Raw genomic sequence first — 13884 nt, forward strand, 5'->3', positions numbered from 1 at the left:
AATTCTTGTGTATAGTACTCTTGTGTATAGTACTAAAGTAAAACTCTATTTATCTATTTGATATTAAATAGTATGTTAAAGATTAAAGCATATTTATTAAAATTTATCTTCATTTCTTGCTAATGTGAGAAAAAGTGAAGTAGATAGTACATTGCTTGTTGGTTATTAGGTGTTTTTACTGAAATTGATTATTGATTTTCGCTAGTTTTTATAGTTAAGAAAAACCATCTTATCAATATTTATAAGGTGTTTTAGAAAGGAGTTATTTATGTATCCCGTTGATTTACATGCTCATACTATTGCTAGTACACATGCTTACAGTACAGTTAGTGAATATTTCCAACAAGCTAAAAAGCAGGGAATTCAATTATTTGCAATTACTGATCATGGCCCAGATATGGATGATGCACCTCATGAATGGCATTTTTCTAACTTACCGGTGATCCCTCGTATTATTGATGGTGTTGGTATTCTTTATGGTATAGAAGCGAATATTAAAAATATTAAAGGTGAAACGGATTGTAGTGAGAAAATGAGCAAGAAATTAGATATTGTGCTTGCTGGTTTTCATGAGCCAGTCATGAGTTCATTAGGTCTTGTTGATAATACAAAAGCGTTAATTGCAACAATCGCTAGTGGCTGTGTTCAAATGATCACACACCCAGGTAATCCGAAATATCCAATAGATATAGCTGAAGTTGCAAAAGCAGCAGCCTCTTACAACGTTGCTTTAGAAATGAATAACTCATCATTTATTCATTCTAGAGTAGGGAGTGAGAAAAATTGTATAGAAATAGCGAAAGCAGTACGTGATGCAGGCGGATTAATAGCATTAGGCTCTGACTCACACATTGCTTCTTCACTAGGAAATTTTGATCGAGTATTAGAAGTATTAGCCCAAATAGATTTTCCACAAGAGCGTATATTAAATGTAACCCCAAGAAGGGTATTAGATTTTCTAAAATCACACGGTAAAAAAGAGATCCCTGAATTTAGTCATTTTTAATATTGGGTTAAATAAGTAAGCAGAAAGCTATCCTAAGATTAAGATAGCTTTTATGCTGTGGGTAGACTTAACACTTACTGGTGAAAAACAGTTAATTCTTGTTTTAGTCTATCTGATTGTGTTTGCAATGAATCTAATGAACTAACTAATTCTCGTGTCATTGTTGAGTTAGCTTGTGTTGTTTGATCTAATTGATTTATTGCATCTTCAATTTGGGCAATACCATTACTTTGTTCATTTGTAGAAATAGAAATATCGTGGATCATTTCATTAATATTTTCAGTATGTTTAGAAATATCTACCATATTATCGTTTGCGTCCGCAGCTAATTGAAAACACTGATTTATTTTTTTACTTGAATTGGCGACAAGTACTTTTATTTCTTTTGATGCCAAATTACAGCTAATGGATAATTCTCTTACTTCTTTAGCGACAACCGCAAAACCTTTTCCGTGTTCACCTACTCTTGCTGCTTCTACGGCAGCATTTAAAGCCAATAGATTTGTTTGGAAGGCAATATTATCGATAGTAGAGGTAATATCGTTTATTTGTTCAGAGAACGTGACAACTTCATGCATATTTTCAACAACGTTAGCGAGCATTTCATTGCTTTGATGGATCATCGTATCTGTTTTTGTTACTAGCTCACAGGATGCTTGTGTATTTTCTGCATGTTGTTTTGATGTAACGCTTAATTGTCGTATTCCTGCTGAGGTTTCGAGTACGGCAGCTGATTGTTGTTCAACACGAATAGCAAGATTATTGTTCATAACAGCAATATCATTTAATTCAGAATTAATCAGGCCAGAGCTGTGATTGATGTTATTGACGATTTGTTTTATCTGATCTCGCATTTTTTGAATATTGGCAGTGAGAATGTTTATTTCAAATAGACCTTTTGTGGTTACATCGGTCGCTAATTCTCCATTACTAATATCTTCGATATTTTTCATGATAGCGTTTAAAGGTGAAATAAAGTTTTTTCGTAGTACAACTTGAACTAAGAAAGAAAAAATAACAATTAATATTGAAATGGCGATTAAGCTATAAATAATTTTATCGTACAGTAATTCGCCTTCCCCCAATGAGGCTGTGTAATAGTTTTCTAGCTGTTGATGATAGTTAGTATAGGCTTGCTCAAAATTGTCTTGATAGGCTTGTGTTGGTTGATTTAAATACTCATATGTTTTGCCTTGTTCTAGAAAGGCTAAAAATTCAATAAGTGCTGCATTAAGCTCAGTATATTTCTGCTCTAATTGTTGTATATAACTTTGATCTTCAACATTATGAGGAAAACTCTTGAAACTTTTCCATCCATTTTCAACGTGTTGAAGTTTTTCTTTAGTTTGTTGCAATAGCGAAGAGATGTCAGTATTGGCGGTGGCCATTTTATTAATAATTAATAGGTGGCGAGAGCTAGCTCTATTTAAGGTATTACGTGTTTGTAGTAGATTTTCCCAAGTATTATTTAGGAGCGACTGTTCATGATAGATATTGTTTAGTGTGTTCAAGTTTCTCTTGTAATCATTAACTGAAGAGAGAAATAAAACACAGGCTAGCCCAAGAAGTAAGATTAAAGAGCCTGTAATAAGCCAAACTAAAGTGGTTGTTTTTAAACTCGACATATTAAAAGAGACGTTTGGCAAATAACGTTGTTTGAAGTTATTAAACATGTAATGTTATTTCCTTTTTCATAAAAATATAACTGTGTAATTTATTGATTTTAAAGTTCTATTTTTACTTCCTGTAACTGGTATAGACAAAGAATTCAAAAAACAAGTGAAAATATGTTTTTAGGTCACTCTTTGATTTAATGCCATATATCCTTTTGATTTTTTCAAATACTAAAAAATAGTATCGGCATTTTATAAATATTCTTTATGCTTATTTATTGTTCTTATTTATAAATTTATTAAATGTATTGGTTGGTTTTATAACACTTTGATTTTTAATTAATTTTTCTTAAATATTAAAAGTTAAAGATAAAGAATAAAAATGATATAAAAGATACCATCTTAGTAGATGATGGTTAACCTGTTGATTTATTATTAACTTTATGTAATTTACTCGGTTGTTTTTAAACAATTAGATTTAAGTATTGTAAGTGTTTCTATTTATAAAATAAAAAAGTAATAATGATTAAAACAGCAATAAATTAAATTAATTTTTGTTTATTTAATAGAATAAATAAGAGAGCTTAAAGTTATAAATAAGAGAATGATAAAAAAAGGGTAGTAGAGAAAAAATAAGAAAGCAGACAAAATCTCTATAAACGGAAGGTTTATAACCCTTCCGCTTATAAGTAAAGATCATACCGATAATGATCCTAAGAATGCATGAAAATGTCACATAAAATTAAAGATAAAAACAATCAGTTAAAGCGAAATACCAGAGAATGACATAAAACCAAGAGACATTAACCCTACTGTGATAAATGTGATCCCTAATCCTCTCAATCCTTTTGGAATATTTGAATATTTCATTTTTTCACGTAAACCTGAGAGGGCGATAATCGCAAGTAACCAACCGATGCCACATCCTGCACCATATATCACTGATTCCGTAAAGGTGTAATCACGTTCAACCATAAAAATGGTGGCACCAAAGATAGCGCAATGAATAGTCAATAAAGGCAAAAAAATCCCTAATGAGTGATAAAGTGAAGGGATAAATTTATCTAAAAACATTTCTAAAATTTGAACAAGTGCCGCTAAAACACCAATAAAAGTGATATATCTAAGAAAGCTAAGATCAATACCTTCAACTATCGCGTCTTTCTTTAGAATAAAATGATAGATTAAGTTATTGATAGGTGTGGCAATAATAAGTAAAACAGTAACAGTAAGACCTAGTTTTAATGAGGTTTTTACTTCTTTAGAAACAGCAAGAAAAGTACACATTCCTAAAAAGAAACTTAATGCCATATTCTCAACAAAAGTCGCCTTAATAAAGATATTAAGGTAATTTTCAAGCATAAACCCTCCTATTAATATATTTTTTTACTAATTCTATTAAAAACAGCGCATTAATATAAGTGGTATCGCAAAAATATCTTTAAAATTAGATCTAAATGACATTTTTTGACTAAGAGTAAGATTTATTTGAGATAAGAAAAGTAAAATTTGGGGATAAATGTAATAAATGTGGCATTCAAATAAATTTTATATTTAAAGCTTCATTTTTTGTTTTTATTCGGTAAGGCAAAAAAGAGTTAGAAACGACAAAACACCAATATCTGTTGATAGCATATCGGTGCTTAGGTGAGAACGTTTTTAATTATTTTTATAGAGATGTTTAGACTGAATAAATTTGTTTATGATTTGAGGGTGTTTAACATAAGTGTTTTATAGTTATTTTTCTCGAGATCTTTTTCTGTAAATCCGAATCTTGCGGCTAAATGTCTTAATTGATCAGTGTAGAGTGGGAGTTTGCTTTGGTCGTCCGTCATGATAGCAAACTCGGCAAAAGAGCCTAATTTATCTAGTTTATCAATTGTGATATGAAACTTATCTAGAAAATAGATTTCTCTTGATTTTGTATAATTGAGAATGCAATGGTAGCCAAGTGTCGTAAACATAGAGACTGTTTTTTCTGCATCTTCGATGCGAACAGCTTCACATTGTGATAAATCAGGACCTTTAACGATAAGAAGATTTATTCCTGAGGGTAGCATTTTTCTTATACATAAACTGATAGTTGGAGTTGAAAACCCAGTATTATTATGTTCCATATACCAATCTGTTTCTTTATTCTCAGGTGTAAATAATGTGGCTCCTGATTTTGTTAATTCATGAATAAAACTCTTTGGATTTTGAAGGTGATATTTTAGTTCGGCTTCAAATTTACCTTGAAAGTGTTCAGACATACGTTTTCCCCAATTTAGCGTTAATGAATTATAGCGCATTAACAAGGTGTTCTTCTGAGATAAAAACGAATTTTTAGTGTGATTTCATTATTTTCTATTTTAGTAAGTTAGATAAGAATATTTAAATAGAGTAATGAATATAATTACTATGAAATAAGGCGAAGAGGATATGGTGTGATTAAAAAAGAAAGACATAAGGGAAAATAAAAGGGGCAATGCCCCCTTTATTATTACAGAACACCTTCAAACGGGTTCCAACTTTGATCATTTTTGGTTTCTTTTAAGTAGTATGCATAGTTGGCTGTTATAGCCCATAAAATGTTAACTGCGATACCTACCGCATTGATAACACCATTGTTTACAGGTAAAAAACCAATAATAGTAAAAATGGCGATATTAATAGCAAATAATGTTAATGCTTTGCGCCATAAACCTAAAATAAGGAAGTAAATAAAGCCAAAGAAAAATGCCCAGATATTCATTCCAATAAGAATACGTTTACCAAAGGAGAGTTCTTTATAAGCAGCTTTAAATTCTGGTGTTTTAGGTGAACCATATTTATCAAAAAATGAAAAACGCTCTTGCCATTTTTCAGAAAGTTCTTTATTCATTTTAATTCCTTTTACTCTGTTGATTAAATTTAGCATTAATAGAAAAGTATCTTTACATAATTTAACATTACGAACAATATAAATTTATTAAGAGATTATCGATGTAAGTGATTATATAAAAAGTATTAAAGTGAGTGTGTTTCCAGTCATTTTTTAATAATTATCTTATTGCTTCAGAATATATTTTTAATGACCACTCTTAAAAGTAAACATGATAAAATAAAATATCATTTTGAATGGATTTTATGGTGAAAAGAATAAGAAATCTGGTTTATGGCGAATACCAGATTTCTTATAAAAGTAGGGCGTGGGTAATTAACGTACGACTAATACAGATGATTCTGCGTAACTAACCACTGAAGATGCGGTAGAACCTAGAAGATAAGTTTTCATACCAGGATTACGAGAACCAATGACAATCAACTCTGCTTGGATTTTTTTTGCGGTTTCTAAAATTTTATCGCGAGGATTACCTATAGACACGTAAAATTGCGTTGTACTATTGGGGATATCAATGTGTGATAAATTTTCTTTTAGTGTGGATAATGCAATTTCAATACGTTGTTTATCACTTGCTAGTCTATCTTGGCCTGCGAATGCAAATCCAACAAAAGACTCATAACTTGGAATGACTGATAAAAAATGAATATTCAATTTGTCAGCGACAGACAATGCTTTTAGATGAGACACAACCTTGTCCAACAAACCAAGCTCTGTAAAATCAACGGGTACTAACACTGTTTTTGTCATAGTGGCTCCTAATTAACCTTTTATTATGATTAGGGCTTTAATATTAATTTTTTGTGCATACAAATATGAGTTACCTACTAATCTTATCAGTCAAAATGAAAAACTGCACAAAAATTGAAATTATTTTTATTTTTTGAGAGTTATGTATTTTTTTATATGAAAAAAATGAAAAAAGCTGCTGTCTGAAAAAACCAATATGTAGCAATATCAAATAGAAATCATAAAAAATAAGAAATGATAATAAGTAATGGAAAGATATTTCATTTTTCTAATGACTAATATTGTAAACATTACTTCTCATATGTTTATTAATATATTAAAAAGCTTATTATTGAATATTTTCCAATAAGTGAAATATTATTTTCATTTAATGTTAATCTTAATTAACTTGACTATAAAGAGAAATCAATAAATATTAAAACTAAAGAAAAAAAGCCAGTGGTTAAATTTTATATCTATGATTTTCAATGTGTTAGGTAATTAATCACAATAATTAAATACATATTTAGCCTTAATGATAATAAGTGCTATTTCGCTTTTAAATAGTATTAAAAGCATATTACAAATGAGATTGGTTTTTATTTTTATTACGGCTAATTAATTGAAGAAAATATATAAAACCACACTTAAATAACTATATTTTTATTTTTAACTGTGCATAATATCCATAATGTTAATTTTCATCGTAAGGAACGTAAAATATGTTACATCAAGATATGATCAATAAATTGAATGAACAGCTAAACTTAGAGTTTTATTCGGCAAATCTGTATTTGCAAATGAGTGCTTGGTGCGACGATAAAGGATTTGATGGTGCAGCTAAATTTTTAAAAGCTCACTCTCGTGAAGAAATGGAACATATGCACCGTTTATTTGATTACTTAAGTGATACAGGTGCAATGCCTTTATTGGGTGCGATTGAAGCGCCACCTGCTGAGTTTTCATCATTATCTGAATTGTTCGATAAAACTTACGAACATGAAAAACATATTACATCTGAGATTAATAAATTAGCACATGTTGCAATGACAACTCAGGATTATTCAACATTTAACTTCTTACAATGGTATGTTGCAGAGCAGCATGAAGAAGAAAAATTATTCAAATCAATCCTTGATAAATTAGCAATGGTGGGTGACAGTGGAAAAGCTTTATTCTTGTTAGATAAAGATCTGAACACATTATCAACATCTGCTCATGTCTAATTATTAATAAAGCTTGAGATAGCCTAAGTTAATAAATGAATTATTGCGCTCTGCTGTGAATGAATAGCAGGGCGTTTTTTATTCTGCTATATTGCCATTTCCTCCCTTTCTATTGTTGCTATTCTTATCTTTTATTTTTTCCCTTATTTGCATTGTCTGTTTTTTATCCTAAAAATGACCTATCCCATACTATTTATACTGAGTGATTATTTTACTTTTAGTTGTATTTGGTTATGTATTGAACTGTTTAGACTGTCAATATGGGTATTATATTTTCTCAAAGTGTAAAAATGGGTGATATTTGAAACAGAAACTGGTCTAAATAACATATATTTTGAGTGCTAGTTCACAACCTTTTATTTCTAATATCAAGAAGCGAAGATCTTGACGTAAATTTGCTATAAAATATTTTCATAAATAAAAAATCACCTGTAATTTAAGAGGTTATTATGTCATTAAATACACTTAAAACATCTTGGGGTAAATTATCGGCTATTGCTGTTTTATTCCTTGGTATGTCATGTCAACAAGCCTTAGCTCATGCACACTTAAAATCACAGTTACCTGCTGAAGGTGCTGCGATTGAACAAGCGCAAGCGCCTAAAGTTATCACATTAGATTTCTCTGAAGGTATTGAATTAGCCTTTAGTAAAATCAAGGTCACGAATAGCGACGGTAAAGAAATTACCGTAGGAAAACTGAGTTTAGACCCGGTTAATAACACTAAATTATTACTGCCTTTAGAAAGTGATTTAGCAGAAGGTGATTATTTAGTTAATTGGAGCGTTGTTTCTGTTGATGGGCACAAGACAAAAGGTTCTTATCAATTTAGTGTAAAATAATGACACCTGAAGACGTTTATATTTTATGCCGTTTTTTCCATTTTGTGGCAGTCATGTTTATGTTCGGACTGAGCTTCTCGGCTGCCATTCTTGCAAAAGATAAGTTCATTCCTCTTATCCAAGTTCGTTTGCGCCCCGCATTAGCCATTAGTACGGTCACTGTCTTTATTACGACTTATTTATGGATGATTGTGCAATCTGGTATTATGGGGGATGGATGGGAAGATGCTTGGTCATTTGAAATCTGGAAAGTGGTATTAGGGACTTCGTTTGGTCAAGTTTGGCAATGGCAATTGGCATTAGCAACTGTTGCATTAGCCGTTTTATTTATACACCAACGTTATATTCGTAATATTTCTTTATTAATTGTTGCTTCAATTATGTTGATCTTACATGCATCTATTGGTCATGGTGCCATGTTTACAGGATCAGAAGCGATATTTTATAAAGTTAATCAAAGCATTCATCTTATTAGTGCCGCCTATTGGTTTGGTGGTTTATGGCCATTTGTCGCTTGTTTGCAATTTTTACGGAATAAAGAAGAGCTTGCGGATGGAATGATCAAACCTATTATTGGTACAATGAAGCGGTTTTCACTTTTTGGTCATATTGCTGTTTTATTGGTTATTATTACCGGTATTATCAGTGCTGTTATGTTAATTCCAGGATGGCCAGCAGTACAGTTATCATCTGAATATCAAAGTATGTTATGGCTTAAAATTAGCTTAGTGGTGTTAATGCTTGTCCTAGCTGTAATCAATCGCTATGTCTTAGTTCCTCATATCCGTAAGAAAAATAACTTTCAATGGTTGCTAGTAAATAGTTGGTTTGAGCTATTACTTGGAACAATGGTTATTTTTGCTGTAGCTATCTTTGCGATTAACTCACCTGTATAGATTGTTATATAATCGAAAAAACCTAATTTCTTAAGTGAGACATCCACATGAAACGTTTTTTATTTGCGGGAATGTTAATGCTTTTTTCTTTTCAGGCATTCTCTGCAGCACCTATTTCAACGGTCAGTAAGCTTCAATTTGGTGACGATTGGCCATTTACTCGAGAAGAAGTGATGCTTAATTGCCGTGCTGATGGTGCTTGGTTTGTGATTAATCCAGCAACACTGATGCAGTATCCACTTAATGAAATTGCAATGAAACAAATGGAAAGTGGAAAAGTAAAAGCACAGTTAATTGATATTATTTTACTGCCAGATCCTAATGTACCTGAAAAGAAAAAATCAGTAGAAGTGATACAGAATGCGATTAAGTCGCTCTGTGAGAGTAATTAATCAAGTGATTGATAATATAAATAAGATTTTTTATTTTTATCATATTGATTTAAATAATAAAAATTAAAAATAAAGATTTTTTGAATAGAAAGTGGTGTGCTATTAGGTTGTTTACTGGATCTTTACATATTGTTAGCTAATATTTAACAGTAGGTTGTGAGATAGAAAAGTTTGAGTTAGTCCTCGATCTTTGTTTATGCAGTAATCAGCAATTACTTTTTAGCGCACGGCTCGCAATGAGCCATTTCCCTAAGCCAGATAAATGATTTATCTGGCTTTTTTTATGTTATTTCGCTTTAGCATCTCGTTATGCCACTTTTAAAATCCAGTGGTGGCTATCTTTATCATAAGCATGACGATAGAGCAGAATATTTTTATCTTTCAATTGGGCTGGAATACTTGTGTTTTCATCCCATCCATCTAATTGCATGCAAAATTCTTTGTCATAATCACATGGAATATGAATATAAGTTAATTGGTTATCAGAAGAGTGTTTCAAAGTAATATCTTCAATTTCATAGCAAGCAATTTTCAACGTTGTCTTTTTCATAAATAAAGCTCCAGATTAAGCGATGATGTATTTTGTTGTATTCTGTTGGTGGCATTTATTTTACAGAATGCTTTTTGACCGAACAAAATTAAGCATAGTATAAATGGAATCTATTTCCAAAATTTTTTTTGGAAATAAAAAAAGCGGATCATTTTTTGTGATCCGCTTTAAATAAATTATCTAAAATAGAGCAGAATTGCCTAATCTTTAAGGTTTAGGTATTGCTGTTCCCCATTCATCCCAATCTTTGGGTTCTTTATCATTTAAAATGAAATTCTGTTCCTGTTTTGCTTTCGTTTGTAATGGTGTGGAAGGTGGTGTTGCGAAAGTGATCCCACCACGTATAAATTGTTTGAATGTACCACTACGAATAACGCCACCAGTTAAACCAAACGAGAAGTTATATCCAGATGAGAGCCAAAACTCTGTATTATTTCGAACAAGGTATTGATATTTTTTACTAATACGAATGTGAATTAATACTCTGTCAGACATATTTCCTAGTTCAAGACCTGTTACAGCGCCAACTTCAAGACCACGGTAGTAAATAGGTGTGCCAATTTGTACCGAACCCGCTTCAGTGGCATTTAACACGAGGTTTAATCCATCGAGATAACGTGAATCTGTAATATTAGAGGTTTGTAATTCAAATTGACGATATACACCACCATTGCCAGGTTCTGCTTTGATATAAGGCTGTATCAGTGAATCTAAGTTATCTAATCCTGATGCTGTTAATTCGGGAGTAACAACAGCGAAGCGGCTGCCTGATCTCGCAAAGGTTTTGACATAATCAGGATAGAGAACAGCAGATACAGTCACTGCTTTTCTATCAGGTGAAAGGATTAATGATTCGACTTGTCCAATATCAATGCCTAAATAACGAATAGGCATTCCTTCAGAAAGTTTGCTTGCGTCGTAGGTTTTTAACGTAATTTGAGCGCCGATAGCTCGTGCGCTAGTTTCTGATGAATAGAGTTTGTAACGTGAAACGTTGTTATTGATATTTTCGAAATTATCAAAACTGATTGCGCCTTTTAATGCACGATTTAATGGTGTTGCTTCAACAGTTAATCCTGAGCCATTAACAGATACTTTAGCTGCCCCTTCAGTCCAAAATACACTCTTTTCTGTGAGCAGATGGCGGTATTGTTTTGAAATATAAACATCAATATCAAATTCATCCATTAAAGGTCGAACATCAGTAATTTCACCGACTTGGAATTGATGATAAAGAACCACTGAACCTTTTTGTATCCCAGGAAGGCTTGATGCTTTTAAAGTGAGTGTCACTGGTAATTCATTACCATTAATACTGGCTTTGGCAAAAAAGTCGTTACGATAAAGGCGATACTGTTCTTTAGGTGCTCCTTTAGTACCTTGAATAAGATGAATACCTCCTTCAAGCCATTCTTGAGGTGCCGCGCCTTGAACTTCAATACCATTTAGACCCATATTGACGTTAATCCGGCTATTGGCAACAAATTTACTATTTTCATAAATATAATGTTTATATTCAGGGGCGATAATTGCATCAAAAATAACCCCATCATCACTCATATTACGCTGAATGATTTGCCCAACAGTAATTCCTCTAAAGAGGATAGGTTGCCCTGCATCAACACCCCAACTTTCTTCACTGGTTAGTGAAATAATTAATCCATCTTCGCCATATATTGCTTTACCTGCATCTACGGAGGTTGCTGATTGTAAAACGAATTGCTGGTTTTTTTGTGCCGGAGGGCTGTTTTCTGGGGAATCAAAAGCAATAGCACCATTGATTAAAGCAGAAACGCTTTCCATTTTTACTGATACACCACTTTTTAAATTAAAACTACCTTGAAAGCCAGAGACGTTCCAGAAATGGCTATCTTGACGAATTAAGTGGGCGTACTGTTTATCAATACTCAGTTCAATAAAAATACCTTGATTATCAGGGCGAATCGCATAGCTATACACCTTACCAACAGGAACTTGGCGATAATAAACTTGAGAGTCAACATTGAGTGAGCCTAGTTTTTCTGTCGTTAAGGTTATTAATTGCTGATTTTTATCAATATTAGCTTGAGGACGAACTTCCTGAGCAATAAATTTAAACTGCTTTTCACCGTCACCCGGTAACATGCTGATATAGTTACCACCAACTAAAGCATCTAGCCCAGATACACCAGAAAGGCTGGCCTTAGGTGTAACTAACCAAAACTGTGTGTTTTGGCGTAGCGTTGTGGCGAGATCTTTGCGGATATCGGCTGTAACAATAACTCGACGTAAGTCGTCGCTTAACGTGACATCTTTAACCAAACCCACATCAACGCCTTGATAGCGAATAGGTGTTCTGCCAGAGACAATTCCTGATGCGGATTGAAAATCAATCGTGATTTGTACGCCTTTATCTTGCCAATGTTGGAAAAGCAACCAACTAGCAATAAAAATGGCGATGACAGGCAGTAGCCAAAATGTCGAAATTCTACGCTTGCGGCGTATTTGGGCTTGTGTGTCCTGAACGTCGTTTTCTTCTTGTTGCATAAGTATCCCATAGTAAACGACTATCCAACCATTCAACGGCAAGGATAGTAAGAATAACCGCAGTACCAAAATAAAAAGCCGCTGGCCCCATTGTGAAAGTCATCAATTGATCTCGATTAATCAATGACATCATTAGCCCAATCACAAAGAGATCAAGCATTGACCATCGTCCTATCCAAGAGACAAAACGGTATAGTTTCATTCGAAGTAGGGGGTCAATACGAGAATTAAAATGAATGCTTAATAATAAGCCCAGCATAATTATAATCTTGAAAAAAGGCACAAAAACACTGGCAATGAAGACAATAACTGCAATTGGAGTATTACCTGAATTCACTAAGGAAAGTACACCTGAAAAAATAGTGTCTTCACTACGCTGACCATTTAAATAGAAAATAGAAATAGGTAATAGATTTGCAGGTATTAGTAAAATTATTGCTGAAATTAATGCAGCCCATGTTTTTTGTAAACTCATTGGCTGTCTTGAGGTATAGCAAGATTTACAACGAGGGCAGTGTGTTGATGGTGTTCTTTTAAAATGATAATGACAGGCATGGCAAGTTGCAGGGCTTTTTTCTATTTCTTTTTGTGGATAAAAGCGTTGCCAAAGTTGGTCCATATTAATGTTAATTAGCATTAATAAGCTGAGTATCATTAAAGAAACAAAAGCAATTAAGCCATTGCCAATATAAACAGTTGCATAATCGCCTAATTTTATTGTTGCAACACCAAGCCCTATTAAATAGACATCTAGCATTACCCATTCTTTTAATTTCCCTAACATTAATAAGACTGGGCGAAGATTAAGGCGTAAGCGAGAGCCTAAATGGAGATATAAAATAGCGATGGGGAGGCTAAGTGGAGCAGCAATAGCACAAAAGGCTACCATTGTTGCTGTAAGAGGAGAGCCTTGCTCTGACATCATGCGAATACCGTCAAGCACATTCGCGGTTATCATTGTGCCTAATAGATGAATTTTAATTAGTGGCTGAGTAAATGCTATTGATGCCAAAATAAGCATTGTAATGGAGAGAATAAGTAGACGAGTTAATGACCAAGAACGATAAGATGCGAGTTTGGCTTGGCAACGTGGGCAATAAGCATCTTCTCCACGCTTTAATGCAAGAGGTAGTGTCACGAGGTGATCACACTCCTGACAGCGTATTGATTTTTTTCCCTTTATTGCGATATTGTTCACTATGTTGCTCGTTAGTTCGCCTAAGTTGGTTTTCTCAAGAGTT

13 protein-coding genes are annotated in these 13884 nt (G+C 32.8%); 5 read left to right on the plus strand and 8 right to left on the minus strand.

Translation table 11 applies throughout. The features are described from left to right. Positions 1–268: 268 nt before the first annotated feature. The gene (locus BTA34_RS06235) at positions 269–1006 is read left to right on the plus strand and encodes a phosphatase (RefSeq protein ID WP_151434912.1); all 738 of its coding nucleotides are present in this window, start codon (positions 269–271) and stop codon (positions 1004–1006) included. A 74-nt stretch (positions 1007–1080) separates the two neighbouring features. Here BTA34_RS06235 and BTA34_RS06240 read toward each other — a convergent pair whose 3' ends face one another. The 5 genes from BTA34_RS06240 to BTA34_RS06260 form a co-directional block, all read right to left on the minus strand. Next, positions 1081–2679, minus strand: a complete 1599-nt coding sequence (locus BTA34_RS06240; RefSeq protein WP_265576281.1) for a methyl-accepting chemotaxis protein — start codon at positions 2677–2679, stop codon at positions 1081–1083. 702 nt (positions 2680–3381) lie between these two features. After that, positions 3382–3981: an NADH:ubiquinone reductase (Na(+)-transporting) subunit E gene (gene nqrE / locus BTA34_RS06245; RefSeq protein ID WP_151434913.1), complete on the minus strand. Its 600-nt coding sequence runs from the start codon at positions 3979–3981 to the stop codon at positions 3382–3384. Positions 3982–4319: 338 nt separating this feature from the next. After that, the gene (locus BTA34_RS06250; RefSeq protein WP_151434914.1) at positions 4320–4871 is read right to left on the minus strand and encodes a class IV adenylate cyclase; all 552 of its coding nucleotides are present in this window, start codon (positions 4869–4871) and stop codon (positions 4320–4322) included. 230 nt (positions 4872–5101) lie between these two features. Beyond that, entirely contained in the window at positions 5102–5482 is a 381-nt protein-coding gene (locus BTA34_RS06255; RefSeq protein WP_023582416.1) for a DUF2628 domain-containing protein, read from the minus strand. Between the two features lie 315 nt (positions 5483–5797). After that, a complete protein-coding gene (locus BTA34_RS06260; protein ID WP_072062602.1) occupies positions 5798–6232 on the minus strand; it encodes a universal stress protein in 435 nt (144 codons plus the stop codon). A gap of 701 nt (positions 6233–6933) precedes the next feature. Here BTA34_RS06260 and ftnA point away from each other — a divergent pair. The 4 genes from ftnA (at position 6934) to BTA34_RS06280 (ending at position 9567) form a co-directional block, all read left to right on the plus strand. Beyond that, the gene (ftnA, locus tag BTA34_RS06265) at positions 6934–7437 is read left to right on the plus strand and encodes a non-heme ferritin (protein ID WP_075673382.1); all 504 of its coding nucleotides are present in this window, start codon (positions 6934–6936) and stop codon (positions 7435–7437) included. A 449-nt stretch (positions 7438–7886) separates the two neighbouring features. Further along, positions 7887–8279, plus strand: coding sequence for a copper homeostasis periplasmic binding protein CopC (copC, locus tag BTA34_RS06270; protein WP_151434915.1), 393 nt, complete (start codon positions 7887–7889; stop codon positions 8277–8279). Next, entirely contained in the window at positions 8279–9175 is an 897-nt protein-coding gene (gene copD / locus BTA34_RS06275) for a copper homeostasis membrane protein CopD (protein WP_151434916.1), read from the plus strand. The genes copC and copD overlap by 1 nt, the downstream gene beginning before the upstream one ends. A 47-nt stretch (positions 9176–9222) precedes the next feature. After that, entirely contained in the window at positions 9223–9567 is a 345-nt protein-coding gene (locus BTA34_RS06280) for a YebY family protein (RefSeq protein ID WP_151434917.1), read from the plus strand. Between the two features lie 307 nt (positions 9568–9874). On the opposite strand, the gene BTA34_RS06285 is transcribed toward BTA34_RS06280, so the two are convergent. From BTA34_RS06285 to yebS, 3 genes are all read right to left on the minus strand, one after another. Next, the gene (locus BTA34_RS06285) at positions 9875–10117 is read right to left on the minus strand and encodes a DUF1480 family protein (protein WP_075673379.1); all 243 of its coding nucleotides are present in this window, start codon (positions 10115–10117) and stop codon (positions 9875–9877) included. A gap of 207 nt (positions 10118–10324) precedes the next feature. After that, on the minus strand, positions 10325–12643 hold the full coding sequence (locus tag BTA34_RS06290; RefSeq protein ID WP_151434918.1) for a PqiB family protein: 2319 nt from the start codon (positions 12641–12643) through the stop codon (positions 10325–10327). Further along, positions 12585–13841, minus strand: coding sequence for a membrane integrity lipid transport subunit YebS (gene yebS, locus BTA34_RS06295; protein ID WP_151434919.1), 1257 nt, complete (start codon positions 13839–13841; stop codon positions 12585–12587). The genes BTA34_RS06290 and yebS overlap by 59 nt, the downstream gene beginning before the upstream one ends. Positions 13842–13884: the final 43 nt, after the last annotated feature.

This window comes from Proteus sp. CD3, assembly GCF_008808075.1.
Taxonomy (GTDB): domain Bacteria; phylum Pseudomonadota; class Gammaproteobacteria; order Enterobacterales; family Enterobacteriaceae; genus Proteus; species Proteus appendicitidis.